General features: G+C 70.0%; 22 protein-coding genes. 10 read left to right on the plus strand and 12 right to left on the minus strand.

Annotated features, from left to right (window positions below):
* Nucleotides 1-16: 16 nt before the first annotated feature.
* Together Q9K23_RS04510 and Q9K23_RS04515 are read left to right on the plus strand one after the other, a co-directional pair.
* Entirely contained in the window at nucleotides 17-4,696 is a 4,680-nt protein-coding gene (locus tag Q9K23_RS04510) for an ATP-dependent helicase (protein WP_152972817.1), read from the plus strand.
* Nucleotides 4,683-5,468 (plus strand): DNA-formamidopyrimidine glycosylase family protein, encoded by a 786-nt coding sequence (locus Q9K23_RS04515; RefSeq protein ID WP_020793903.1) that lies wholly within the window; start codon nucleotides 4,683-4,685, stop codon nucleotides 5,466-5,468. Before Q9K23_RS04510 ends, Q9K23_RS04515 begins: the two co-directional genes overlap by 14 nt.
* A gap of 655 nt (nucleotides 5,469-6,123) precedes the next feature.
* Here Q9K23_RS04515 and Q9K23_RS04520 read toward each other — a convergent pair.
* Together Q9K23_RS04520 and glpD are read right to left on the minus strand one after the other, a co-directional pair.
* Entirely contained in the window at nucleotides 6,124-6,546 is a 423-nt protein-coding gene (locus Q9K23_RS04520; RefSeq protein WP_020794703.1) for a pyridoxamine 5'-phosphate oxidase family protein, read from the minus strand.
* Nucleotides 6,547-6,644: 98 nt separating this feature from the next.
* Nucleotides 6,645-8,432 carry a glycerol-3-phosphate dehydrogenase gene (gene glpD, locus Q9K23_RS04525; protein WP_053777882.1) on the minus strand — a complete coding sequence of 596 codons (1,788 nt, stop codon included), beginning with the start codon at nucleotides 8,430-8,432 and terminating at the stop codon, nucleotides 6,645-6,647.
* Nucleotides 8,433-8,511: 79 nt separating this feature from the next.
* Here glpD and glpK point away from each other — a divergent pair, with 79 nt between their 5' ends.
* Nucleotides 8,512-9,996: a glycerol kinase GlpK gene (gene glpK / locus Q9K23_RS04530; RefSeq protein WP_305950534.1), complete on the plus strand. Its 1,485-nt coding sequence runs from the start codon at nucleotides 8,512-8,514 to the stop codon at nucleotides 9,994-9,996.
* 3 nt (nucleotides 9,997-9,999) lie between these two features.
* On the opposite strand, the gene Q9K23_RS04535 is transcribed toward glpK, so the two are convergent.
* The 4 genes from Q9K23_RS04535 to Q9K23_RS04550 form a co-directional block, all read right to left on the minus strand.
* On the minus strand, nucleotides 10,000-10,449 hold the full coding sequence (locus Q9K23_RS04535) for a hypothetical protein (RefSeq protein WP_020791784.1): 450 nt from the start codon (nucleotides 10,447-10,449) through the stop codon (nucleotides 10,000-10,002).
* Nucleotides 10,442-11,827, minus strand: a complete 1,386-nt coding sequence (locus Q9K23_RS04540; protein ID WP_053777883.1) for a hypothetical protein — start codon at nucleotides 11,825-11,827, stop codon at nucleotides 10,442-10,444. The genes Q9K23_RS04535 and Q9K23_RS04540 overlap by 8 nt, the downstream gene beginning before the upstream one ends.
* A gap of 88 nt (nucleotides 11,828-11,915) precedes the next feature.
* Complete coding sequence (locus Q9K23_RS04545; protein ID WP_020791097.1) at nucleotides 11,916-13,319, minus strand: NAD(P)H-quinone dehydrogenase; 1,404 nt, start codon at nucleotides 13,317-13,319, stop codon at nucleotides 11,916-11,918.
* Between the two features lie 247 nt (nucleotides 13,320-13,566).
* The gene (locus Q9K23_RS04550) at nucleotides 13,567-14,331 is read right to left on the minus strand and encodes a DNA alkylation repair protein (protein ID WP_020791099.1); all 765 of its coding nucleotides are present in this window, start codon (nucleotides 14,329-14,331) and stop codon (nucleotides 13,567-13,569) included.
* An 81-nt stretch (nucleotides 14,332-14,412) separates the two neighbouring features.
* Here Q9K23_RS04550 and Q9K23_RS04555 point away from each other — a divergent pair, with 81 nt between their 5' ends.
* Entirely contained in the window at nucleotides 14,413-14,895 is a 483-nt protein-coding gene (locus tag Q9K23_RS04555) for a gamma-glutamylcyclotransferase (protein WP_053777893.1), read from the plus strand.
* A gap of 485 nt (nucleotides 14,896-15,380) precedes the next feature.
* Here Q9K23_RS04555 and Q9K23_RS04560 read toward each other — a convergent pair whose 3' ends face one another.
* On the minus strand, nucleotides 15,381-16,577 hold the full coding sequence (locus Q9K23_RS04560; RefSeq protein WP_053777884.1) for an amidohydrolase: 1,197 nt from the start codon (nucleotides 16,575-16,577) through the stop codon (nucleotides 15,381-15,383).
* 81 nt (nucleotides 16,578-16,658) lie between these two features.
* Nucleotides 16,659-17,366, minus strand: a complete 708-nt coding sequence (locus Q9K23_RS04565) for an enoyl-CoA hydratase/isomerase family protein (protein ID WP_305950405.1) — start codon at nucleotides 17,364-17,366, stop codon at nucleotides 16,659-16,661.
* 114 nt (nucleotides 17,367-17,480) lie between these two features.
* On the opposite strand from Q9K23_RS04565, the gene Q9K23_RS04570 reads away from it, so the two are divergent.
* The 3 genes from Q9K23_RS04570 to Q9K23_RS04580 are packed head-to-tail and all read left to right on the plus strand — an operon-like array spanning nucleotide 17,481 to nucleotide 19,761.
* Nucleotides 17,481-18,284 (plus strand): purine-nucleoside phosphorylase, encoded by an 804-nt coding sequence (locus Q9K23_RS04570; RefSeq protein WP_305950406.1) that lies wholly within the window; start codon nucleotides 17,481-17,483, stop codon nucleotides 18,282-18,284.
* Nucleotide 18,285: 1 nt separating this feature from the next.
* Nucleotides 18,286-18,924: a hypothetical protein gene (locus tag Q9K23_RS04575; RefSeq protein WP_053777887.1), complete on the plus strand. Its 639-nt coding sequence runs from the start codon at nucleotides 18,286-18,288 to the stop codon at nucleotides 18,922-18,924.
* A gap of 39 nt (nucleotides 18,925-18,963) precedes the next feature.
* A complete protein-coding gene (locus Q9K23_RS04580) occupies nucleotides 18,964-19,761 on the plus strand; it encodes an ATP-binding cassette domain-containing protein (RefSeq protein ID WP_053777888.1) in 798 nt (265 codons plus the stop codon).
* Nucleotides 19,762-19,798: 37 nt separating this feature from the next.
* Here Q9K23_RS04580 and upp read toward each other — a convergent pair whose 3' ends face one another.
* A complete protein-coding gene (gene upp / locus Q9K23_RS04585; protein WP_053777889.1) occupies nucleotides 19,799-20,422 on the minus strand; it encodes a uracil phosphoribosyltransferase in 624 nt (207 codons plus the stop codon).
* 119 nt (nucleotides 20,423-20,541) lie between these two features.
* Here upp and Q9K23_RS04590 point away from each other — a divergent pair, with 119 nt between their 5' ends.
* The 3 genes from Q9K23_RS04590 (at nucleotide 20,542) to Q9K23_RS04600 (ending at nucleotide 23,241) form a co-directional block, all read left to right on the plus strand.
* Nucleotides 20,542-20,931, plus strand: a complete 390-nt coding sequence (locus Q9K23_RS04590) for a type VII secretion target (protein WP_305950407.1) — start codon at nucleotides 20,542-20,544, stop codon at nucleotides 20,929-20,931.
* Complete coding sequence (locus Q9K23_RS04595; protein WP_162128786.1) at nucleotides 20,931-21,872, plus strand: C40 family peptidase; 942 nt, start codon at nucleotides 20,931-20,933, stop codon at nucleotides 21,870-21,872. The genes Q9K23_RS04590 and Q9K23_RS04595 overlap by 1 nt, the downstream gene beginning before the upstream one ends.
* Before the next feature lie 79 nt (nucleotides 21,873-21,951).
* Nucleotides 21,952-23,241 carry a hypothetical protein gene (locus Q9K23_RS04600; protein ID WP_020790765.1) on the plus strand — a complete coding sequence of 430 codons (1,290 nt, stop codon included), beginning with the start codon at nucleotides 21,952-21,954 and terminating at the stop codon, nucleotides 23,239-23,241.
* Nucleotides 23,242-23,366: 125 nt separating this feature from the next.
* Here Q9K23_RS04600 and Q9K23_RS04605 read toward each other — a convergent pair whose 3' ends face one another.
* From Q9K23_RS04605 to Q9K23_RS04615, 3 genes are read right to left on the minus strand one after another with little or no spacing between them, the layout of a single operon-like run.
* The gene (locus Q9K23_RS04605) at nucleotides 23,367-24,497 is read right to left on the minus strand and encodes an adenosine deaminase (protein ID WP_053777730.1); all 1,131 of its coding nucleotides are present in this window, start codon (nucleotides 24,495-24,497) and stop codon (nucleotides 23,367-23,369) included.
* Nucleotides 24,494-25,810, minus strand: a complete 1,317-nt coding sequence (locus tag Q9K23_RS04610) for a thymidine phosphorylase (protein WP_305950408.1) — start codon at nucleotides 25,808-25,810, stop codon at nucleotides 24,494-24,496. Before Q9K23_RS04610 ends, Q9K23_RS04605 begins: the two co-directional genes overlap by 4 nt.
* On the minus strand, nucleotides 25,807-26,223 hold the full coding sequence (locus Q9K23_RS04615) for a cytidine deaminase (RefSeq protein ID WP_053777729.1): 417 nt from the start codon (nucleotides 26,221-26,223) through the stop codon (nucleotides 25,807-25,809). Before Q9K23_RS04615 ends, Q9K23_RS04610 begins: the two co-directional genes overlap by 4 nt.
* Nucleotides 26,224-26,279 lie beyond the last annotated feature (56 nt).

The following is a 26,279-nucleotide window of genomic DNA, read 5'->3' on the forward strand; positions in this document are numbered from 1 at the left end:
GAGGATGATGGACGTCGTGTCCGATCCGGCCCAGATCCTGACCCGGTTCACCGCGCCCACCAGGCAGTGGTTCACCGGGGCCTTCGCCGCGCCCACCGCCGCCCAGGCCGGTGCGTGGGAGTCCATCGCCAACGGCGACAACACGCTGGTCATCGCCCCGACCGGGTCCGGAAAGACGCTGTCGGCGTTCCTGTGGGCGCTCGATCGGCTCGCCGCCCGGCCCGACCGGTCGCGGGGCACCACCCGGGTCCTCTACGTCTCCCCGCTCAAGGCGCTCGCCGTCGACGTCGAGCGCAACCTCCGGGCGCCGCTGACCGGCATCACGCGCGCCGCACAGGAACTCGGTGAGCCCGAGCCCGCGATCACCGTCGGGCTGCGCTCCGGCGACACCCCCGCCGCGCAACGTCGGCTGTTGGTGCGCACACCGCCGGACATCCTGATCACCACCCCAGAGTCGCTGTATCTGATGCTCACCTCGTCGGCCCGCGAATCGCTGACCGGGGTGGAGGCCGTGATCGTCGACGAGGTGCATGCGGTGGCCGGCACCAAACGCGGCACACACCTCGCGCTGTCGCTCGAGCGGCTCGACCGCCTGCTGGAGCGTCCCGCACAGCGCATCGGGTTGTCGGCGACGGTGCGCCCGCCCGAGGTGGTGGCCCGATTCCTGTCCGGGGCGGCCGACTGCACGGTGGTGCGTCCGCCGGCGGCCAAGACCTTCGACCTTCGGGTCGATGTCCCGGTGGCGGACATGGCCAACATCCCGGCACCACCGGACGCCGACGGCGGGCTCGACGAGCTCGACGACGCCTTCTCGCCCACCGCCGGATCGTTGTGGCCGTATGTGGAATCGGCGATCGTCGACCTGATCGAGGCCAACCGCAGCACCATCGTGTTCGCCAACTCCAGACGGTTGGCCGAGCGGCTGACCGCACGGCTCAACGAGATCGCCGAGAACCGGGCCGGTACCGCGGTGCCGGAACCCCCGGCGCGAAACCAGCGGGTGCCCGGTGGTGCGCCCGCGCTGGTGATGGCCAGCGGGGCGAGCGCCGGCGCCGCACACGTCCTCGCCCGGGCGCATCACGGATCGGTCAGCAAGGAGCAGCGTGCCGAGATCGAGGACGATCTCAAGACCGGGCGGCTGCGCTGTGTGGTGGCGACCAGTTCGCTGGAACTCGGCATCGACATGGGCGCCGTCGACCTGGTGGTGCAGGTGGAGGCGCCGCCGTCGGTGGCCAGCGGTCTACAGCGGATCGGCCGCGCCGGCCATCAGGTGGGCGAGATCAGCCAGGGCGTGCTGTTCCCCAAACATCGCACCGACCTGATCCACTGCACGGTGGCCGTCGCACGGATGCGGGCCGGGGAGATCGAGGAACTGACGGTTCCGACCAACCCGCTCGACGTCCTCGCCCAGCAGACGATCGCCGCGGCCGCCGTCGACGACCTCGACGTCGACGACTGGTTCGAGACCGTCCGGCGGTCGGCGCCGTACCGTGATCTCGGGCGGTCGATCTACGAGGCGACCCTCGACCTGATCTCGGGCCGGTTCCCGTCCGACGAGTTCGCCGAGCTCCGGCCGCGCGTCACCTGGGATCGCGACCGCAACGTGTTGTCGGGGCGGCGCGGCGCACAACGGCTGGCGGTGACCTCCGGCGGCACCATCCCCGACCGCGGACTGTTCGGCGTGTTCATGGTCGGCGAGAAGGCCGCCCGCGTCGGCGAACTCGACGAGGAGATGGTCTACGAGTCCCGGGTGGGTGACGTGTTCGCCCTCGGCGCCACCAGCTGGCGGATCGAGGACATCACCCACGACCGCGTCCTGGTCTCCCCGGCGTTCGGCCGGCCCGGCAGGTTGCCGTTCTGGATCGGCGACAGCATCGGCCGGCCGGCCGAATTGGGTGCCGCCATCGGCAGATTCACCGGTGAGATCGCCGACCGTACCGAACTCGACCGTCGTGCAGACGATCTCGGCCTCACCGCCTTCGCCCGCGAGAACCTGGCCGCGCTGATCGCCGAGCAGCGCGAGGCCACCGGGCATCTACCCACCGACCGCACCCTGGTGGTCGAACGATTCCGCGACGAACTCGGCGACTGGCGTCTGATTCTGCACTCCCCCTACGGATTACGCGTCCACGCACCGTGGGCATCGGCGATCTCGGTGCAGCTCAAGACCTCCCTCGGCCTCGACGGCGCGGTCACCGCCTCCGACGACGGGATCATCGTCCGCCTGCCCGACACCGACGACACCCCACCCGGTGCCGCCGTGTTCGCCGTCGACCCCGACGAGGCCGAACAGCTCATCACCGATGCCCTCGCCGAATCGTCGATGTTCGCCTCCCGGTTCCGTGAGTGTGCCGCGCGGGCGTTGCTGTTGCCGCGCCGCGATCCCGGCCGCCGGGCACCGCTGTGGCAGCAACGCCAGCGCAGTGCCCAGTTGCTGGCGGTGGCATCGAGGTTCCCGGACTTCCCGATCGTCCTGGAGGCCGTGCGCGAATGCCTGCAGGATGTCTACGACCTGCCCGCCCTCGTCGACCTGCTGCGGCGGGTGGCCACCCGCAAGGTCCGGATGGTCGAGACCGAGACGCAGACACCCTCCCCGTTCGCCGCATCGATGCTGTTCGGCTACGTCGGGGCGTTCATGTACAACGACGACGCCCCGCTCGCCGAACGGCGTGCTGCAGCACTGTCGTTGGACACCGCGCTGCTCGCGCAACTGCTCGGCCGCGTCGATCTGCGCGAGCTGCTCGACCCGGCGGTGATCGCCGAGGTCACCGCACGCCTGCAACGCCTCGATCCGGCACGTCGCGCCCGCGACGCCGAGGACGTCGTGGATCTGCTGCGCTGGCTCGGACCGTTGTCCACCGAGGCCGTGGCGCAACGGTTCCGGGCCGACGCCGATCCCGACCCCGATACCGACCGCGGCCCCGACACCGGTGCCGAGGTGGTCGCGACGGTGACGACCGTTCTCGCCGGGTTGCACCGCGACGGCCTGATCATCTCGATCGGCCATCGTGGCCGGGCGCTGTGGGCGGCGGTCGAGGACACCGCCCGGCTGCGCGATGCGCTCGGCGTCCCGGCCCCGATGGGTGTTCCCGCCGCCTTCCTCGAGTCGGTGCCCGACCCGGTCGGCGACCTCGTCCACCGCTTCGCACGGACCCACGGACCGTTCACCGTCGCCGAGGCGGCCGAGGAGATCGGACTCGGCGTGGCCGTCGTCGCCGACACCCTGGCGCGGCTGGCCGGATCGCGGTCGGTGGTCGAGGGCGACTTCCTGTCCGGCGTGACGGGCACCCAGTGGTGTCACGCCGATGTGCTCGGGCAGATCCGGCGGGGTTCGCTGGCCGCGACCCGCGCCGAGGTCGCGCCGGTCACCACCGACGCCTTCGCGCGTTTCCTCACCGACTGGCAGCACGTCTCCCCCGCCGAGCAGCTCGATGGTGTCGACGGCGTGGCGGTGGTGCTCGACCAGCTCGCCGGTCATCCGCTGCCCGCGTCGGCGTGGGAGTCGCTCATCCTGCCTGCGCGTATCCCCGACTATTCGCCGGCGATGCTCGACGAGTTGCTGTCGGCGGGTGATGTGGTGTGGTCGGGTGCGGGGCGTATCGGTGGCGCCGACGGCTGGATCCGGTTCTGCCCGGCCGACCTCGCCGAGGCGCTGCTGCCCGAGCCCGACGAGATCGACCTGACCGACATCCACCGGGAGTTGCTGGCGCGCTTCGCGACCGGCGGCGGTCTGCGGTATGCCCAGCTCACCGCCGACCTCGAGGATGCGGGGATCACCGCGGGTTCCGACGCGATCGAGTCCGCGCTGTGGGATCTGGTGTGGTCGGGTCATGTCTCCAACGACTCGTTTGCCCCGGTCCGGGCCCTGCTGATGCCACGCCGCTCCGGCCCGCCCCGTGCGACCCCGGCACATCGATCACGGGGCCGGGCACCACGATTGCGGCCGGGTCGGTTGTCCACGCGCACCCTGTTGTCGTCGACCCCCGGCGCCGCACCCACCCCGCCGATCGTGGGCGGACGGTGGTTCGCCCCGCTCGATCGGACCACCGATCCGACGGTCCTCGCACAGGTGCTCTGCGACCAGCTGCTGGCACGGTATGGGCTGGTCACCCGCGGACCGGTCGTCAGTGAGGCAGTCACCGGCGGTTTCGCCCGTATCTACAAGGCGCTCAACGTGTTCGAGGACAGCGGCCAGGTCCGCCGCGGGTATTACGTGGACGGCCTCGGCGGGGCCCAGTTCGCGGCACCGTCCACCGTCGACGATCTGCGCCGGCACGCCCTCGACGATGCCTCGCTCGACGGTCACCGCCACCAGCCGACCACCGTCGTGCTGGCGGCCACCGACCCGGCGAACCCCTACGGCGCGGCCCTGGACTGGCCGCAACGTCCCGACGGCGGGCATCGGCCGGGCCGCAAACCCGGTGCGCTGGTGGTGATGGTGGACGGGACGCCGGTGGCCTTCGTCGAGCGCGGCGGTAAGACCGTCCTGACCTTCACCGAGTCGGATCCGATGCTGCGCGCCGCGATCTCCGGGATCGCCGATGTGGTCGGCCGTGGCGGTGTGGCCCGGCTGGCCGTCGACCAGATCGACGGTGTGGAGGCGCTGCGGTCGCCGTTGGCGTCGGTGTTCGTCGACTGCGGATTCTCCACCACCCCTCGGGGACTTCGGATACGGTACGGCCATGCCAGAGGGTGACACCGTCTTCCGCACCGCCGCCCGGCTGCGCACCGCGTTGGCCGGAAAGCTGTTGACGTACTCGGATTTCCGTGTCCCCCGGCTGGCCACCGTCGATCTGTCCGGCCGTGCGGTCACCGCGGTTCGGTCACGGGGCAAGCACCTGCTGATCGACGTCGGCCCCGGCGACGGCCAGGAGCCGGTCAGCATCCGCAGCCATCTGTCGATGGAGGGCAGCTGGGATGTGCTGCGGGTCGGCGAACGCTGGCATCAGCGTGCCCACACCGCACGCGTGGTGTTGCGCAACGACACCTACGAGGCGGTCGGATTCGCGCTCGGCACCCTCGATCTGATGGCCGACCCGGACGGCGCCCTCGCCTACCTGGGACCCGATCTGCTGGGCGACGACTGGGACGCCGCCGAGGCCGCCCGCCGGATCGCGCGACACCCGGACACCCCGATCGGAATCGCCCTGCTCGATCAGCGCCGGATGGCCGGTGTCGGCAACGAGTACCGCTCGGAGCTGTGTTTCCTTCGCGGCGTGTTGCCCACCCGCCGGGTCGGGGACGTCGACGTCCCCGCGATGGTCGACCTCGCCCACCGGATGCTCGTCGCAAACCGGACCCGCCTGGCCCGCACCACGACCGGCAAGACCGGCCGCACCGAACGGCTCTGGGTCTACGGCCGTCGAGCACAGCCATGCCGTCGGTGCGCCACGCCCATTCAGCGCGACCATCTCGGAACCGCCGACGCCGAGCGCGTCATCTACTTCTGCCCGCGGTGTCAGACCTGAGCGCGAACTCGGCGGCAGCACCAGCCCTTGACGATCGAGCCGGGACCGAGCCTTGTTCACTCGAACCACGAACGACTGCTTGATCATTGAGCGAGGACTCTTCTCGATGATTGAGCGAGGACGCTTGTTGGTGATTGAGCCGGGACCGAGCGCAGCGAGGACCCTTCTTGGTGATTGAGCCGGGACCGAGCGAAGCGAGGACCCGAGTCGAAATCTCTGCAACCCACAGTCGGACAGTAACCACCTCCGAGGTGCCCACCTCGACCACGCAACCAACGGAGGTTTCGACACGCCTCGTCGCTACGCTCCTCATCGGCTCAACCATCAACACTCACTTGACGATTGAGCGATGCCCCTTCTCGATGATTGAGCGAGGACTCTTGTTGATGATTGAGCCGGGACCGAGCGAAGCGAGGACCCGAGTCGAAATCCCCGCAACCCACAGGCCAGCAGTAACCACCCCTGAGGTGGTCCCGTCGACAACGCAACCAACCGAGGTTTCGACACGCCTCGTCGCTACGCTCCTCGCCGGCTCAACCACCAACGCTCACTTGACAATTGAGCTAAGACCCTTCTCGATGATTGAGCAAGGACCCTCTCTGATGATTGAGCCGGGACCGACAGACACAGCCACCCTGAACCCGGACGGCGGCACTCAGACCGGGTAGCGCTCGGGTTCCGGGCCGAACTGGAAACGACGGCCCGTGATGTTGCCGGCGGCGATCTCGACGTAGTTGTACTTGATGGTGGGAATCCACGGGCTCAACGGAGTCTCGTCGGCGGCGGCGATCTCGTCGTTGCGGGACAGGATTCGTGCGGTGCCCTTGACCACGACGCTCCAGCCGGCGTCACCGTCGTACGAGTCGACCTCGAAGGCGACGTTCTCGTTGACGACCAGCTCGGAGAGCTTGGTGCCCTCCGCGGTCCGGAACAGGATGCGTCCCTCGCCCGCGTAGTAGTTCACCGGGAAGATGTCCGGATGTCCGCCGACGGTCACCGCGAGCCGGCCGACCGCCCCCTTGCCCAGCAATTCCCAGGCCTCGTCGGTGCTGAGTTCCTGAATCGGATTGTCCACCATGGTCGTTGCCTTCCTCTACCCCTGTTGCCACCCGTACCCATTTTCTACCCCCACACGGCACCGGCCGCAGGGTCAAAGGTCCTGTCGTGGCGCACGGGTCAGCGGTCGGGGACGGGCACCGGCTCCAGGAGTTCCGGCCGGGACTCCGGGGCGGCGGCACGCAGCGCGTCGGCCGACTCGTCGTCCGGCTGACGCTGCGAGGCGATCTCCGCGGCGACCCGGGCGTCGTAGGTCCGCACCTCGTACTCGATCTGTTCGGGCCCCCAGCCCAGGATCGGGGCGAGGAGTTCGGCCACCTCCTGCGCGCAGTCCACACCGCGGTCGGAGTACTCGATCGAGATACGGGTGCGACGGGCCAGCACATCCTCCAGGTGCAGGGCGGCCTCGTCGACCGCGGCGTAGACCACCTCCACCCGCAGGTACTGTGGCGCGCCGGCGAGCGGACGCAGCAGCGACGGATCGTTGGCGGCGTAGGACAGCACGTCGTCGATCAACGAACCGTAGCGATTGAGGAGCCGGCGGATTCGGTAGGGATGCAGCCCGTACCGGGAACCGAGGTGCTCGCACTGGTTGATCAGCGCGAAGTAGCCGTCGGCCCCGACCAGCGGCACCCGTTCGGTGATCGACGGCGCGACCCGCGTGGGGATGAAGTCGTCGCAGGCATCCACCGCATCGGCGGCCATCACCCGGTAGGTGGTGTACTTGCCGCCCGCGATCGACACCAGACCCGGGGCCACCCGGGCCACCGCATGTTCACGCGACAGCTTCGAGGTGGCCTCGTCCTCCCCGGCCAGCAGCGGCCGCAGGCCCGCGTACACGCCCTCGATGTCGTCGTGGGTCAGTTTGGTGACCAGCACCGTGTTGACGTGTTCGAGGATGTAGTCGATGTCGGCGCGGGTCGCCGCCGGGTGCGCCAGATCCAGGTTCCAGTCGGTGTCGGTGGTGCCGATGATCCAATGCGTCTCCCACGGGATGACGAACAGCACCGACTTCTCGGTACGCAGGATGATCGCGGTCTCGCTGACGATCCGGTCACGCGGGACGACGATGTGCACACCCTTCGACGCCCGCACCCGGAAGTGTCCACGCTCATGCGAGAGGGCCTGCACCTCGTCGGTCCACACCCCTGCCGCGTTGATCACACAGTGCGCCCGGATATCGGCGGTCTCCCCGTTCTCGGTGTCGAGCACCTTGACACCCATCACGCGGTCGGCCTCCCGCAGGAACCCGACGACCTGCGTGGACGTGCGGATCACGGCCCCGTAGTTGGCGGCGGTCCGGGCGACGGTCAGGCTGTGGCGGGCGTCGTCGACGACGGTGTCGTAGTACCGGATACCACCGATCAGCGAGTCGCGTTTGAGCGCCGGAGCCACCCGCAGGGCCCCCGACCGCGTCACATGGCGTTGCCCGGGAACAGATTTCGATCCACCCATGGCGTCGTAGAGGAACAGGCCCGCGGCCACGTAGGGGCGTTCCCAGACCCGCTGGGTCAGCGGGTAGAGGAACGGTAGCGGTTTCACCAGGTGCGGGGCGAGCAGCCGCAGGGACAGTTCCCGTTCGCGCAGCGCCTCGCGCACCAGCCCGAACTCGAGCTGTTCGAGATACCGCAGGCCGCCGTGGAACATCTTCGACGAGCGGCTCGACGTCCCGGACGCGATGTCGCGGGCCTCCACCAGCGCCACCCGAAGACCTCGGGTCGCCGCGTCCAGTGCGGCCCCGACACCCACCACACCGCCGCCGATGACGACGATGTCGAACTGTTCGGTGGACAGACGCCGCCACGCCTCGGCCCGGTAGAGCGGACCCATGTCCGCAGGTCGATCGGGATCGAATCGAGGGTCGCAATGCGCCCTTCGTGCACTCGAATCGCCGGACTCGGTGTTCATGCTTCGTCAGCGTAATTGATCTCGGTGGCCTACACCGCGTGCGACACTGGGCGCCGTGCAGAGTGCTTCGGGTTATGTCATGTCGATCGACCAGGGAACCACTTCGACGCGGGCCATCGTGTTCGACCGCTCCGGCCGTGTGGTGTCCTCCGAGCAGATCGAGCACCGCCAGATCTTCCCGCGACCGGGCTGGGTGGAACACGACCCCGCCGAGATCTGGCGCAACACCCGTCGGGTGGCCGCGGCCGCCCTGGCCGCCGTCGACCTCACGGTGGACGACATCAGGGCGTGCGGACTGACCAACCAGCGCGAGACGACGATGGCCTGGGACCGGTCGACCGGGGAGCCGCTGCACAACGCGATCGTGTGGCAGGACACCCGCACCGCCGATCTCTGCGTCGAACTCGGCGGTGATGCCGGTACCGACCGCTATCGGACGCGCACCGGCCTACCCCTGTCCACATACTTCTCCGGCCCCAAGATGCGCTGGCTGCTCGACCATGTGCCGGCCGTTGCCGAACGTGCCCGCAACGGCGAACTGTGCTTCGGCACACTGGATTCGTGGATCTCCTGGAACATGACGGGCGGTCCGGCCGGTGGGCTGCACATCACCGACGTGACCAATGCGTCGCGCACCATGCTGATGGATCTGCACACCCTGGCGTGGGACGAGCAGATCTGCGCCGAGATCGGCATCCCGACCGACGCACTCCCACAGATCCGCAGTTCCTCCCAGGTGTACGGCGCCCTGCGCGAACACGGTTCGCTGCCCGGGGTTCCGTTCGCCGGCATCCTCGGCGACCAGCAGGCGGCGACCTTCGGCCAGGCGTGCCTGTCGGCCGGCGAGGCGAAGAACACCTACGGCACCGGGAACTTCCTGCTGCTCAACACCGGAACCGACGTGGTCTTCTCCGACCACGGCCTGCTCACCACCGTCTGCTATCAGATCGGCGACGCCGCACCGCATTACGCCTTGGAGGGCTCGATCGCGGTGACCGGCTCGCTGGTGCAGTGGCTGCGGGACAACCTCGGCATCATCACCGATTCCGCCGAGGTGGAGACCCTGGCACGTCAGGTCGACGACAACGGTGGCGTGTATGTGGTGCCGGCGTTCTCCGGACTGTTCGCCCCGCGCTGGCGGCCCGACGCACGGGGGGTGATCGTCGGTCTGACGCGCTTCGCCGACAAGCGGCACATCGCCCGGGCCGCCTTGGAGGCCAGCGCATTCCAGACCCGTGAGGTGATCGAGGCGATGCAGGCCGACTCCGGTGTGGCGCTGTCCACCCTCAAGGTGGACGGCGGGATGGTGGTCAACGACCTGCTGATGCAGTTCCAGGCCGACATCCTCGACGTCCCGGTGTCGCGCCCGGTGGTCAACGAGACCACCGCCCTCGGTGCGGCGTATGCGGCCGGTCTGGCGGTGGGCTACTGGTCGGGTGAGGACGAGATCCGGGCCAACTGGGCCGAACACACCCGGTGGACGCCGTCGATGGAGGCCGACGAGCGGGCGCGCCTGTACCAGGAGTGGAATCGCGCGGTCGAGCACAGCCTCGACCTGGCCTGAGGCCTACCCCGCGTACTCCACCAGCACCCCGACCACCCCCGCCGTGCCGCCCATCGCGATGATCGCCTCGTAGGCGCAGTCGGCGAGCCGTTCACCGGCGGGGCGATCGGCGGCCACCGCGATCGACAGACATGCCAGGGCGCGGGCCCGAAAGAACTCGTGCCGCTGGGTCTCGGTGTCGTCCGCCCGATGGGCGACCGACGCATCGAGTTCGTGGCGGGAGACCACGGCATCGAGCCGGCCGCGGGTCGTCGGCGACACCCGGCCGTGTTCTCGCCACTGCGACAACACCTCTCGGACAGATGGCTCGGCAAGCACGTCGGTCAGGTCGATCACCGTGGTGACCAGCACCCCGAGGCAGGCGTCGACGTCCGGCTCGGCGACCCGGTCCACGAGGTCGCCGATCGGGCCGTGTCCCCGGTCGATCCGCCGCGGCCGATGTGGGTCAGCCATCCCGCTCGGCCGTCCCGGTGGTCCGGACATCGGATGCCGAACCGTCTGCGCCCGAGGCGATCTCACCGAGATCGGCCCGCACGTCGGTCTCGTCCACCGGCAGGTCCAGGATCGGCTCGTCGGGTTCGGTGATCGGCGGCATGGCCTGCGGACCCCAGTCGCCGAGCACCGCCGGTCCGACCAGCGGGAGGTCGCCGACGATCTCCCGACCATGGGCGTCGTGGTGCAGATATCCCGGGGGCCGGTGTTTGAGATCGCGCCCGCCGCCCCCGCCGGGAGCACCACCCGCGGGCATCGCGGGGCGCATGCCGGGCGCCCCGGCCGACGGCACCGCCGGACCGCCGGGCATTCCCCCGGCCGGCGTCGCGGGCACCACCGGCGGGGTGAACGCGATGGGCTGCCCCGCCGGCATCCCGATACCGGATTCTCCTGCGCCCGTACCATTTCCACCGCTTTCACCGGAACCTCCACGAGATGTCCCGAGCCCGTCACCGACACCGTCGGACGGTGCACCCACCCCGCGGTCGCCGCGCTGCGGCGCGCCGAGTCCGCCGCGGGTGAGCACATCGGGATCATCACCGCGGCCGGTCCCCGACGGCCCCGCACCACCGGGTGCCGACGGAACGGCGGGGACCGCCGGGACCGGTACCGTGCCCGCGGGTGTGGCCGTCGTCGTGGTCGACGGTCCCGAACCGCCGGGCCCGCCGCCGTCCGGGCCGTCGGTATCGGTGAGCAGACCCGATTGTCCGCGTCCCCCGCCGGGATCGTCGCCGCCACCACCGATCCCGGACGTCTGTGTCGGGTCTCCCCCGCCGGTGCCGACCCCGGTGAACACCGAGTCCTCGCCCGGCGCGACCGGAGACGGCAGGCTGCCCGACACCGCGATCATCGGCGAGCTGTAACTGCCCGACATGGTGGCGGAGATCGCCGACCGGATCGATGCGGCGGTGTCCGGGTGATCGCGCAGACGCTGCTGCTGTTCCCGGAGCCATGGGATGTTCCCCTGGGCGGCGGCGACCACCCCGGACGCCGACTCGATGGCATCGGCACCGGTCTCCACGGTGTCCACACCGCTGTCGATCTGTGCGGCCAGGGATGCGGCCCGATCGACCGCCGAGTTCGCGGCCAGACCGATCAGCTGGTCGTCACCGAAGGCGGTGCGCAGCCCGCGGGCGACGGCCCGCACCGCGGCGATCGCGGCACGAAGGGCCTCCACGTCGCCGCGTGCGGCACCGCCGTCCATCGTCTCGAGGATGCCGAGCACCTCACCGATGCCCAGCTGCGACCACGGTGTCTCGGCGCCGCCGGCGCCGTGCCGCTCCCCGTGTGCCCGCCGCAGGTTCTCCCCGGCGCCCCTGGCCTCGTCCCACACACGCATCCCCCTCGTGTCCCCACCCGATCCAGGTGAGACTACCGCCGGAACCGGGCCGGTGGCGGGGTGTGGACGTGCCTGTGCACGCCGGCGATCAGTCCAGGTCGTCGTGGCGGACGAGCTGACGCGCCGCCTCGGTCACCGACCCCGACAGCGACGGATACACCGACAACGTCGACGCCAGATCCGACACGGTGAGCTTGTTCTGCACCGCCACCGCGATCGGCAGGATCAGCTCCGACGCGGTCGGGGCCACCACCACGCCGCCGATCACCACACCGGTCGCCGGGCGGCAGAAGATCTTGACGAAGCCACGCCGCAGTCCGCTCATCTTGGCGCGCGGGTTGGTCGACAACGGCAACATCACCGTGCGGGCGGGGTACTCCCCGGCGTCGATCGCGGTCTGCGAGACACCCACCGTCGCGATCTCCGGGCGCGTGAAGATCGCCGACGCAACGGTTTTCAGCTTGATCGGGCTCACACCCTCGCCAAGTGCGTGATACATCGCGATCCGGCCCTGCATGGCGGCCACGGAGGCGAGCGGGAACAGCCCGGTGCAGTCACCGGCCGCGTAGACACCGGTCACCGAGGTCCGCGACACCCGGTCGACGGTGATGTAGCCACCCCGGTGGGTCTCCACCCCGGCGGTCTGCAACCCCAGGTCGGCGGTGTTGGGCACCGAGCCCACCGTCATCAGCACATGCGATCCGGTGACGCTGCGACCGTCGGCCAGATACGCGGTCACCGTGTCGCCGGTGCGGACCACCTTGTCGGCACGGGCATGCTTGATCAGGGTCACACCGCGTTCGGACAAGGCCTCCTCGAGCACCAGGGCCGCGTCCTCGTCCTCGTGCGGGAGCACACGGTCACGGCTGGACACCAGGGTCACCTTCACACCGAGTTCGGTGTAGGCGTGCACGAACTCGGCACCGGTCACACCGGAACCGACGACGATGAGGTGTTCGGGCAGCTCCTCGAGGTCGTAGAGCTGACGCCAGGTCAGGATGCGCTCACCGTCGGGCATCGCGTCGGGCAGGACCCGCGGCGAGGCGCCGGTGGCGATCAGCACCACGTCGCCCTCGTAGCGTTCGGTGGTGCCGTCGGCCAGGGTGGCCACCACCCCGTGGGTGGACACGCCGAGCTGGGTGGATTCCAGCCGGGCGGTACCGGAGACCAGCCGCACACCCTCGCTGATCAGGCGTGATCGGATGTCGGCGGATTGAGCGAAGGCCAGATCCCGCACACGCTGGTGGATCTGCGGCAGCGTCACCACCACATCCTCCGAATGCAGGTCGATGCCCAGAGTCGCGGCGCGGCGCACCTCGGTACGGATACCGGTGGAGGCGATGAAGGTCTTCGAGGGCACACAGTCCCACAGGACGCAGGCGCCGCCGATGCCGTCCGAGTCGATCACCGTGATGTCGGCACCGTAGGCCGCCGCTGCCAGGGCCGCCTCATAGCCTGCCGGGCCTCCGCCGATGATCACGATCTTGGTCATGCCACTCCTTACGTGTCGGCCCCGGGGCCGGCAACGTCCGAATGGTCGACGCGACCGGCAGCCATGTCGTCGGGATCACCATGGACATGCAGGGGGCTGGTTGGTGTATCCGCTGTGATGCGCCGGGTACCAACCTAGTCCCCGCACACCGACGGTGTGGAACGCACCGGTCAACCGGCGGTGTGGAGCGGATCGGTTGACCGGTGGTGTGGAGCGGAGGGGCCGACCGGCGAGGGGACCGGTGGGTTCACCGCCTGCGCAGCGCCCGGTAGTGGCGTCGGGTCTCGGCGGGCAGATGCTCGATCGCATACCCGAGCATCGTCGCCGGCATCCCGGCGGCGTGGGCGTCGAGGAATGCGACGAGCAGTGCCGGGTCGACACGCTTGCCCACCTCGCGCAGCATCCAGCCGGTCGCCTTCTGCAGCAGGTCTTCTCGGTAGGCGAGGTACCGCACGGCCAGTTCAAGGGTGGTCGAGGCGTCGCCGGCACGGATGAACGCGTGGGTGGCGACCATCGCGATCCGACGCAGCCACAGATCGTCGACGCCGGCCAGTTCGGTGAGCAGATCGCGCGGCCGGTCGAGCAGCCACTGTCCGACGATCGGCGCCGCCGACGCGTCGACGATGTCCCAGTTGTTCACCCGGCCACGGCGTGCTGCGGCGAGATACCAGTCGACGATCCGCGCCGCGGTCTCGTCGTCACCGTGACGGGTCGCACGGGTCATCTGGTCGGCGGCGATCAGCACCGCGGTGAGCCGGTGTTCGTGGATCGGCGAGGCGATCAGCCGGTCGAGCTCGGACACCGGCAGGTCGCGGTGGGTGCGGGCCACCATGCGCTGCTGCGGCACCGGCACCCCGATGAACTCGTCGCCCTCGCCGTACTGTCCGGGGCCGGTCTTGAAGAACCCCGCCGCCGACTCCGCGCGGTGCCGATCGCCGAGGGCGTCGAGTTCGTTCATCACCGCGCGGGCCGTCACGCCCACACCGTAGCGCCGTCGTCGTAATACGATCATGTGTGGTCCGTGTGGCCACACCGATGAGCAGTCGATCAGTCCGGACCCCGGTTCGGCGGGAAAGTGCAGGTCAGAACCTACATGCCGATCTATGCCGCCTACGGTTCCAACATGCACCCCGAGCAGATGGCCGAGCGTGCACCGCACTCTCCGATGTCGGGTACCGGGTGGCTACACGGCTGGCGACTGACCTTCGGCGGCGGGGACATCGGCTGGGAAGGTTCTTTGGCCACCGTTGCCGAGGACCGCGACGATCCGACGGCCAAGGTGTTCGTGGTGCTCTACGACGTGACCACCGAGGACGAGGCCAATCTGGATCGCTGGGAGGGTTCCGAGCTCGGCATCCACCGCAAGATCCGCACCCGGGTGCAGACCGCCGACGGCGGTGTCCTGGCGTGGCTGTATGTGCTCGACGCCTTCGAGGGTGGCCTGCCGTCGGCGCGCTATCTGGGGGTGATGGCCGAGGCCGCCGAGATCGCGGGCGCACCCGCCGACTACGTGCAGGACCTACGGTTGCGCGAGTCGCGCAATGTCGGGCCCGGGCCGGGCCCGATCGAACCCTGAGTCCCGATCGTCCGGTCAGAGCGCAGGGCCCCGGCCCCCGTAAACCCCAGCCGGGCCCGATCGAGCCCTGAGTCGGCTTATCGGTGGTTGAGCAGGTCGTCCTCGCGCAGCGAGGCCGCCCGTCCGTCGAAACCTCTCTGCTTGCGCTCCAAGGTAGGCACAGCGGAGGTGGTGACGTTCGGTAGTCGGGCGGCGGAGGTTTCGACACGACTCGTCGCTACGCTCCTCATCGGCTCAACCAGCGAAAACGGCGCGTCAGCGCAGCGATGATGGTCACGTCGGGACAGCCGCTCATCGGCTCAACCAGCGAAAACAGTGCGTCAGCGCAACGGTGATGGTCACGTCGGAGCAGCCGCTCATCGGCTCAACCAGCGAAAACAGTGCGCGAGCGCGACGGCGAGGGTTACGTCGGAGCAGCTCCTCATCGGCTCGACCAGCGAGAATGGTGCGCGAGCGCGAGGGTACTGGTTGCGATGCGCCGATCCTCACGCCCCGGGCGTGAAACCCATGACCACTCCGGCGAGCGTGCGCACACCGATGTCCAGGGCGCGCTCGTCGATGTCGAAGGTCGGCTGGTGCAGATCCAGCTGGGGGCCCAGGCCGTCCCACACTCCGAGGCGCGCCATGGCGCCCGGGACGTGTTCGAGGAACCAGGAGAAGTCCTCGCCCCCGGGTGACTGCGGGGTGTCGGCGACGGCACTGGGGTCGATCGCGGCGACCGCGCGGGTGAGCATCTCCACCGACGTCACGTCGTTGATCACCGGCGGCACCCCCCGGAAGTACGAGAGGTCGTGGGAGACCCGAAGGGGCGCCAGCAGTTCGCCGATCACGCTGCGCACCAACGCTTCCAGCTCCGCCCACACCGCATGTTCACCGGTGCGGACGGTGCCCTTGAGGTGGCCTTCCTGCGGGATGGCGTTGGGTGCGTTGCCGGCATGTGCTGCACCCCAGGCCATCACGGTCCCCGAGCGCGGGTCGATCCGCCGGGACAGCACGCCGGGCAGACCGGTGATGACCGTTCCCATCGCGTAGACGACGTCTCCGGTCAGGTGCGGACGCGAGGTGTGCCCGCCGGGCGAACGCAGTTGCAGGTCGATGTGGTCGGCGGCCGAGGTGAGCGCGCCCTCGCGCAGGCCGACCGAGCCGACCGGCAGCCGCGGATCACAGTGCAGGGCGAAGATCCGGCCCACACCTTCGGTGACCCCTGCGGCGATGGCGTCGAGCGCACCACCGGGCATCACCTCCTCGGCGGCCTGGAACACCAGCCGCACCCCCACCGGCAACCGGTCGGCGACCGACGACAGCACCGACGCGGTCCCGAGCAGGATCGCGGTGTGGGCGTCGTGTCCGCACGAGTGGGAGACACCGTCGACGGTGGAGCTGAACGGCCGGCCGGTGTGTTCGGTGATCGGCAGCGCATCCATGTCGGCGCGCAGCGCGATCCGCGGGCCGCCGGTGGGACCGAGGTCGCACACGACCCCGGTGCCCAGCGGTAACCGCCGCGGGGCGAGGCCGAGGGCGGTGAGCTCCGACATCACCAGTTCGGTGGTCGCGACCTCCTGCCGGGACAACTCCGGATATGCATGAATCCGTCGTCGCCAGCCGACCAGCTGGTCACGATGGGTGGCCAGCCAGACGTCGAGAATCTGTCCGGCATCGGCCCCGATCCCGGTGTCCGCCATCGGTTCAGTCCTTTTCGCTCGAGATGTGGCGCCCCTGCGTGGGTGTCGGTGGGGGCGGCCAGGAAGTGGGTGCGGCCGCGGTCAGAGCAGGCTCGGTGGCGTCGGCACGGCGAGATCGGCCAGCAGCGGCTGGCGCAGTCCCCGCTTGATCAGCGTCTGCGCCGGACCGGCCAGCGGAGCCCGCTCGGCGCCGATCGCGGCGGCCCGGGCCAGCAGGTCGTCGGCGGCGGCCGCCTCGTCGACGATCCCGGCGGCGACGGCGGCGTCGGCGGCGTAGCGACGGCTGGTGAGCATGGCCTCGGTGGCGGTGCGGTCGGTCAGCCGGGTACGGATCAGCGACGCCATGCCGCGGGTGAACGGCATCGACAGCGCGGCCTCGGGCAGCGACCAGAACCCGCGCTCGGTGCGCATCACGACGTGGTCGGCGCACAGGGCGAGCATCGCACCGGCCCCGAAGGCGTGACCGTTGATCGCGGCGATCGTCGGGACGGGCAGGGTGAGGATCTTGGTGTAGAGGCCGTGCACCTTGTCGAGGTAGGCGGGCAGTTCGGCGGCGTGGGCGGCGATGAAGTCGGTGTCGAGCCCGTTGGTGAAGAACTTGCCGGTCGCGGTGATCACGAGGGCCTTGGCGCCGTCGGCGACGGCCGTGTCGACCAGTGACTCGACCTGCTCGATCCACTCGAGCCGGAAACGGTTCTCCGGGTTCGCCTCGTCGAGTTCGGTCCCGGGGGCGCCGAGGAACAGCTCGGCGACGTCGGCGACGGTGGGCTGCGCACTGAGAAATGGCATGAGGTGACCTTATCCCCTGCCCGAACGACCGGTGGCGGTCCGTGGCCTGCACCGCGGCGCGTGGCGGGTCGGCAAACCCCCACGAGCGGTACTCGGCGCATTAGGGTTGCGATCATGGATCCCACCGTCGACGCCGACGCCGCGGCCATCGCCGCGGCGGCCACGATCGCCTCTCACACCGATGCCGCCGGCCACGATGTCGCGGTGGTCCTCGGGTCCGGGTGGGCGCCGGCCGCCGATGCCTTCGGTGCCGCCACCGCCACCATGCCGATGACGTCGATCCCGGGGTTCACCCCGCCGTCGGCCTCGGGTCACGGTGGTTCGATCCGTTCGGTGCACATCGGGGATCGTCGGGTTCTGCTGATGCTGGGGCGGATTCACGCCTACGAGGGCCATCACCTGGCGCGGGTGGTGCATCCGGTGCGGACCGCCGCGGCGGCGGGCGTGCACACCGTGGTGCTGACCAACGCGGCCGGCGGACTGCGCGACGGGATGCGCGTGGGGCAGCCGGTGCTGATCGCCGACCATCTCAACCTCACCGCCCGCTCCCCACTGGCCGGGGCGCAGTTCGTCGATCTGGTCGACGCCTACTCGCCGCGGTTGCGGGCGATCGCACGCGGAATCGACCCGTCGCTGGAGGAGGGCGTCTACGCCGGACTGCCCGGACCACATTACGAGACCCCGGCCGAGATCCGGATGTTGCGGACGATCGGCGCCGACCTGGTCGGCATGTCGACGGTGCACGAGACGATCGCCGCCCGGGCCGCCGGCCTGGACGTGCTCGGGGTGTCGTTGGTGACCAACCTCGCCGCCGGCATCACCGGCGAGCCCCTCGATCATGCCGAGGTGCTCGAGGTGGGTCGCGCATCGGCGACCCGGATGGGGGAACTGCTCGCGACGATCGTGGGGGAACTGTGAGATGAGTTATCCACCCGGGCCCCCGCAGGGATACGGCTATCCGACGCCCCCGCCGCAGCAGCCGCCACGCTCACCGTGGTCGTCGCCGGTGGTGCTGGTGGCGATCGCGATCGGCCTTCTCGTCGTGATCGGCGCCGGGATCGCGGCGTGGGCGCTGACGCGCAACAGCTCCGACTCGGATTCGGCCGGCGCCACGTCGACGACGCCGTCCACCTCCACGTCGACGTTCACCAGCACGGTCACCCAGACCCAGGGCGGCGCACCGGTTCCCACCCAGACCCAGACCACCACGCGGACCACCACGGCGCGGCCGTCGGTGAGCGTGTCCGGCGCCGACTGGCAGGGCTTCCTGAGCGGTCCGCGGTGCAATGCCGCCGACGACCCGGCCGTCGCGATCGGCCAGACCACCCGTTCGCGGGTGGTGATCTGCCAGGTCGGCGCCCAGACCGGGCGGTGGTACTACAAGGGCCTCGCCGACGGGAACACCATCGAGATCGGCTACCCTCAGCAGGTCGGAAACAGCTTTGTGGCGCAGAATGGTTCGACCACCTACACGGTCTCGCCGAGCTCCGTGGTGATCAGCCAGAACGGCTCGACGCTGGCCGACGAGCCCATGCTGGCGTACTGGTCCCTGAGCTGACCGGTACCGCCGGCCCACCGACGGAGGACCTCCTGGCCGATGTGTGCCCATCTCGCGGATCCAGCTGTGCTCGACGCCGCCCATCTCGACGTGATCCGGTCCGGACGCGCCCTGCTCCACGACGTCGGCCTGACCGTGCATCCCGGTGAACACTGGGCACTGCTCGGCCCGAACGGTGCCGGGAAGTCGACGCTGATGGCGATCCTCGGTGCGCGCTCGCATCCCACCACCGGCGTCGTCGACGTCCTCGGCAAGCGACTCGGCCGCGTCGACATGCGCGAGCTGCGCACCCATATCGGGCATGTCGATCCGCGCTGGCGCATCGACGTCCCGATCACCGCCCACGACGTGGTGCTGACCGGGCTGACCAACACTCCCGAACTCGACCGCCGGCATGTCTACACCGACGCCGAGCACGCCCGCGCCGACGATCTGCTGGATCTGCTCGGGATGACCGAGCGGCGCGGGTCGGTGTGGCCGGTGATGAGTCAGGGCGAGCGTGGCCGCACCCTGATCGCCCGGGCATTGATGCCGGAGCCGGCGTTGCTGCTGCTCGACGAGCCGGCCACCGGTCTCGATCTGGCGGCGCGCGAGAAGTTGCTGTCGGCGATCGATCGGCTGCGCGCCGACGTGCCCGGACTCGCGAGTGTGCTGGTCACCCACCACCTCGAGGATCTACCGGCGAGCACCACGCATGCGATGCTGCTGCGCGACGGTGAGGTGGTGGCCGCCGGCGAGGTCGATCAGACGCTGACGTCGACGACGATCAGCGCCTGCTTCGACCATCCGGTCAGTGTTCGCCGCCACGACGGCCGCTGGTCGGCGGTGGCGGCCTGAGTCACCGCCGCCCCGCCGACGGGCCGGCCCGAGGTGATCAGCGTGGCCCGAACTGGCGGTCGCCCGCGTCACCGAGGCCCGGCACGATGTAGGACGCCTCGTCGAGTCCCTCGTCCACCGCACCGACGAACAGTCGCAGCGGATATCCCGAATTCTCCAGTGTCGCAACACCTTGCGGCGCCGCAACCACACACAGCACGGTGATGTCGGTGGCGCCGCGCGCCACCAGCAGGTCGAGGGTGTGCAGCATCGAACCACCGGTCGCCAGCATGGGGTCGAGGACGAACACCGGCTGTCCCGCCAGATCGTCGGGCAGCGATTCCAGGTAGGGCACCGGCTTCGCGGTGGCCTCGTCACGGGCCACGCCGACGAAGCCGACGAACGCCTCGGGCACCATCGCGTGGGCCTGCTCCACCATGCCGAGACCGGCGCGCAGCACGGGCACGAACAGCGGCGGCGCCGCCAGCCGGGTGCCCGCACACGCCTTGATCGGGGTCTCGATGCCGATCGCGTCGACCGGGGCGTCGGCGAGCGCCTCGTAGACGAGCATCTGGGTGAGATCCGACAGTGCCGCACGGAATGCCGCGTTGCCGGTGTGCTTGTCGCGCATCGTGGTCAGTCGTGCCGCCGCGAGCGGGTGATCGACGAGGTGTACCTGCATGGCCTACAGACTTTAGTGCGCCGCCACCGACACGGCCCGCCGCATGGGGTGGACGGACGTGACCGCGATTTCCCGCTGCCGACTGGAACCCCGGCGCCCGCCGCTGCGTCCAAGTTCCCATGACCCAGAACCCGACCACCGCTTCCGGGACCCTCACCGCCGGGACCCCCGCTTCCCCGACCCCCGCTTCCCCCACTGCCGTCTCCCCCGACGCCCTGCACACCTACGCCGGCCGGCAGTCGACGACCGCCGAACGTGTGGCGGCCCACGCCGGTGCCGTCGACGTCGGACCGCTCACGATGACGTTCGGGGTGATCGGTGCGGAGTTCCTCGCCGCACTCGGTGAGGTACTCGAGTCCCGCCGCCGCCGGCTCGCCGACGTCGCCGCCCGGCATCGACGGATCGGTACCGAGACCGCCACGGCCGCCGGCTCGTATGTCGCCGCCGACACCGGGGCGGGGCACACCATGACCCGCACGGGTGCCGGTGACATCGAGGTGATGGTCTGATGTCGGCCGTCGACCTGCTGATCGCACCGTTGCGAATCCTGCTGACCGCGTTGGGGACGGGCAGGTTGCCCGGCGACGATCCGGTCACCGCGCTGGCCGCCCTGGCCCCGGACCTGGCGGGGGTGGCCGACGACGCGCTCGCCGCGAGCGCCACCGTCGCCCGCGGATGGTCGGGCGACGGTGGCGGCGCCGCGGTGGATGCGGCCCGCCGCACCGCGGCACTGACCACCACGATCACCGACGACGATCCCCAGATCGTGGCCCTCACCGAGACCGCCGCCGGGCGCATCCGGGTGGCGGCCGACCGACTCGACGCGCTTGTCGACGAGTTCGCGCGGGTGGCCGACGCCCTGGGCCCCGATGCGTTCGGCCCGGCGGGCCTGGCCACGCTGGTCCCCGTCGCCGTCGGACTGATCGGCCGGGGCGTGGAGGTGGTCGACCGGACCCGCGGCGAACTGTCCGGCGACATCGCCGACCTGATGGCCCTGACCCACCACGAGGCCCCCGCAGCGGCCGTACCGGTCTCGGCGGCGGGACCGGCCCGCGGCGAGGGGGTGGCGATCACCCTGCCGGACGGATCGGTGGCCTATGCCCCGAACGAGCGGGCGGCCACGGCCGTGCGTGCCGCGCTGAGTCAGCAGGGCGTGCCCTACGCGTGGGGCGGCACCACCCCGGCCGGTTTCGATTGCAGCGGGCTGACCCAGTGGGCCTACCGCCAGGCCGGGATGGAGTTGCCGCGACTGGCACAGGATCAGGACACCGCCGGGATACCGGTGGCCCAGGGCGATCTGATGCCCGGCGATCTCGCGGTGTGGGACGGTCATGTGGCGATGTACATCGGGAACCAGCAGCTGGTGGAGGCCGGCGATCCCGTGCAGGTGTCGGCCCTGCGTACGACCAACGCAGGACAGGGTTTCCAGGGCTTCTTCCGTCCGCGATGAGGGGGGCGGCGAACAGTTCACCGAATCGTCGCGGGCCCAGTACCCCCGTTCCCGGTCTCGATCAGTAGGCTGTGTCGTCATGGCCGGAGACATCGTCCCCATCGAGCTCGGACTCACGGACGGAAACACCTATACCCTGTGGGCCCCGCGCTGGCGCGAGGGTGACGACGAGTGGGAGGCGTTCCTGGGTCTGGACGAGGATCTCTACGTCTTCCCCGGGGTCGCCGAGCTGGTCGCGTTCATCCGCACCGACGACGACAACGATCTCGCCGAGCATCCGGCATGGGAGACGGTCAAGAGCCTCGCCGCCGACGAGCTCGTCCCCGACGAGCGGCGCACCTACGACCTCGTCGGGGTGCCCGAGCTGGCCGCCGAGGATCCCACCCCCGAGGTCATCGCCGATCTCGAGGACGCCCTCGAGATCGTGCGCATCCTCGGCGAGGTGTGCGAGCTGACCGTCATCACCAAGTTCTTCAACGGCAACCCGATCCTGGGTGCGGTCACCACCGGTACCCGCAACTTCGAGGGCCGTGACGGCACGGACCTGTGGGTCCGGATCGGCCGTCTGATCGCCAAGCACTGGGACGACGTTCTCGACGCCGTCGACGGCGTGATCAGCACCCCGACCGTCGACGCCGATGCGGTGACCACCGCCGAGGCCGAACTCGAGGCCGCGGCGTCGGCCGAGGACGAGGACGAGCCGGAGGAAGATCTCGACCTGATCGGCGAGCAGACCGAGGGCGACGAGGACTCCGACGAGACCGAGGACGATCTCGACGAGGACGACGACGAAGCAGACGACGAGGACGATCTGGACGACGACTTCTGGGCGTCGGTCGGTATCGACCCGATCCGGATCGTCACCGGCGACGGGGAGTACCTGTCGTTGCGCTGCTATCTCGGCGACGATCCGGTCTTCCTCGGTTCGGACGGAAAGATCTTCGTGTTCAGCTCACCGCGGACGCTGGCGAAGTTCCTGTCCGACGACACCTCGCACGATCTGGCCCGGGTGTCGACGTTCGAGGAGGTCCAGGTGGCCGCGACCGACGGTTCGCTGGAGTTCGACGTCATCGACGACAACGTCTACGTCCTGCCCGGCCTGGCCGAGGACATCGCCGACGGGCCGCGCCGCATCGATCGCAACCAGCTCGAGCTGGCTGTCGAATTGCTCACCGACGCGGCCGACTACGCCGACGACGACGCGGTGAGCGAGGCGCTGGGGGCCAACACTCCGCTGGGCTGGTTCGTCGACTATGCGATCAACCCCGACCCCAAGCGGATGGCACCGAGCGCGCCGTTCGAGAACGAGTCGGAGGCGTGGCGGGCCCTCGTCCACGACTTCGAGGACCGGCTGACCAAGAAGCGCTGACCCGGGACGTCTACCCGCACGTCGGCGTCATCGACGTCCGGGTAGACGACGGGCGAGCAACGCCGCCAGTCCCATCAGCACGGCACCGAGTCGGTGGCCGACGGCGTGCCCGCCCGATCCCCGCGTCAGCCCTCGAGCAGAACCGCGTACCCGGGCTTGATGATGTTGTCGATCACGGCGAGCCGCTCGTCGAAGTGGATGAACGCCGACTTCATGGCGTTCACCGTGAATCGCTCGAAATCGGCCCAGCCGTATCCGAATTGGTCGGCGAGCTTGGCGAACTCGCGACTCATGGTGGTGTCGGACATCAGCCGGTTGTCGGTGTTGACCGTCACCCGGAACCGAAGCCGGGCGAGCACGTTGAACGGATGCTCGGCCAAGGATGCCACCGCACCGGTCTGCACATTGGAACTCGGGCACAGTTCGAGCGGAATCCGCTTGTCGCGCACGATGTTCGCGATCAATCCGAGTTCGGCACCGGGGAACTCATGGGCATCGGGTCGCGACCCCGGGGCCAGGGTGATGTCGTCGATCACCCGCACGCCGTGCCCGAGCCGGTCGGTGCCGCAGAAGCCGATCGCCTCGTGGATCGACGGCAGCCCGAACGCCTCACCGGCATGGATGGTGAACGGCGCACAGTTGGCCCGCATGTACTCGAAGGCGTCGAGATGCCGTGACGGCGGATGTCCGGCCTCGGCGCCGGCGATGTCGAAGCCCACCACACCGCGATCGCGGTAGCGCACCGCGAGTTCGGCGATCTCGCGGGACCGTGCGGCGTGCCGCATCGCGGTGACCAGACACCGCACCATGATGGTGCGGCCCGACGCCGCGGCCGCGGCCTCGCCCTCGGCGAACCCGCGCAGCACCGCCTCCACCACCTCGTCGAGATCCAGCCCGCGCTCGAGGTGCTGTTCGGGCGCGTAGCGCACCTCCGCGTACACCACGCCGTCGGCGGCGAGGTCCTCGACACACTCCCGGGCGACCCGTTCGAGGGCGTCGACGGTCTGCATCACCCCGACCGTGTGCGCGAAGGTCTCCAGATACCGTTCGAGCGAACCGCTGTCGGCGGCCTCGCGGAACCAGCGCGCGAGGTCGTCGGCGTTGTCGGCCGGGAGGTCGCCGTATCCGCTGTCGCGAGCCAGGTCGAGCACCGTCGACGGGCGCAGACCGCCGTCGAGGTGATCGTGCAGGAGCACCTTGGGGGCCAGCAGCAGGGCGGCGGGATCGAGCGGTGAACGCGGCGGCATCGACGTCATGCCCCGAACCTAACCCGTTCGATCACGCGCGGCGCGGCGACCGGATCGGATTCCGGGTCGGCAAGGGTCACCGCGCCGGTCAGCGCGGCACGGGCGGCGTCGAACCGTTCCGGGGTCCGGGTGTGCAGGGTGAACAGCGGCGTTCCCGGTCGCACCGGGTCGCCGGTGGCTACGTGCACGATCACCCCGGCCTCGGCCTGCACATCCGCCCCTGGCCGGGAGCGGCCGGCACCCAGACGCCATGCCGCGTCCCCGACCGCCCGGGCGTCGACCCGCCGCACCCGACCGGCCTCGGTGGCCGTCACGGTGTCGGTGTGGCGGGCACGCGGCAGCGGCGCATCGGGATCACCTCCCTGGGCGGCGATCATCGCCCGCCAGGTGTCCATCGCGCGGCCGTCGGCCAGATGTGCGGCCGGATCGGCGTCGGGCAGCCCGGCCAGGGTGAGCATCTCGGCCGCGAGGGCGACGGTGAGCTCTACCACGTCGGCCGGTCCGCCACCGGCGAGCACCTCCACCGACTCGGCCACCTCGACGGCGTTGCCCGCGGCCCGTCCGAGCGGCTGGTCCATGTCGGTCAGCAGGGCGCTGGTCGCGACTCCGGCACGCTCCCCGAGTTCGACCATGGTGTCGGCCAGTTCCCGCGCACGCTCGATCTCGGGCAGGAACGCGCCGGAGCCCACCTTGACGTCGAGCACGAGCGCCCCGGTGCCCTCGGCGATCTTCTTGCTCATGATCGAGGCCGCCAGCATCGGGATCGACTCGACCGTCCCGGTCACGTCGCGAAGCGCGTAGAGCAGGCGGTCGGCCGGTGCCAGATCGGGGTTGGCCGCACACACCACCGCCCCCACCGACTCCAGCTGTGCGGTCATCTCGTCGATCGGGACGTCGGCGCGCCAGCCCGGGATGGACTCGAGCTTGTCGAGGGTGCCGCCGGTGTGGCCCAGGCCACGACCGGACAGCTGCGGCACCGCCACGCCGAACGAGGCCACCAGCGGCGCCAGCGGCAGCGTGATCTTGTCCCCCACGCCACCGGTGGAGTGTTTGTCCACGGTCGGCAGCGAGCGTCCGTCGCGGCGCAGTCCGGAGAAGTCCATCCGCGACCCGCTCTCGATCATCGCCCGGGTCCAGGTGGCGATCTCCCGGCGGTCCATCCCGCGCAGCAGGATCGCCATCAGCAGTGCCGACATCTGTTCCGGCGCCATCTCCCCCCGGGTGTAGGCGTCCACCGCCCAGGCGATCTGTGCGTCGTCGAGGGCGTGGCCGTCCCGTTTGGCGACGATCACCGACACCGGGTCGAGCCCGACCGCGCTCACCGGTCCCCTCCGATCCGGCCGGCCGCGATGTCGTCGGGTCCGAAGGCATCGGGGAGCAACCGCGCCAGCGGACGCGGACCGTCGCGATGGTCGATCAGCATCTCCGGGCCGCCGTGTTCGTAGAGCACCTGACGGCATCGTCCACACGGCATCAGGATCTCGCCCCGCGAGTCACACACGCTCACCGCCCGCAACCGCCCACCGCCACCGGAGACCAGTGCGGCGACCAGTGCGACCTCCGCGCAGATCCCGAGGCCGTATGAGACATTCTCCACATTGCATCCGACGACGATTCCACCCTCAGCAGTGACCCCGGCGGCACCCACCGGGTAGTGCGAGTAGCGGGCATATGCCCGCGGGATCATCTCATTTGCCTTGCCGCGCAAGACTTTCCAATCAATTGTGGCGTGCATCTACAACTCCTGGCATCCTCGGGAGGGCGCATGTCCATGACCTCACACGCGCAAGT

This window comes from Gordonia sp. NB41Y (assembly GCF_030718915.1).
GTDB lineage: Bacteria > Actinomycetota > Actinomycetes > Mycobacteriales > Mycobacteriaceae > Gordonia > Gordonia desulfuricans.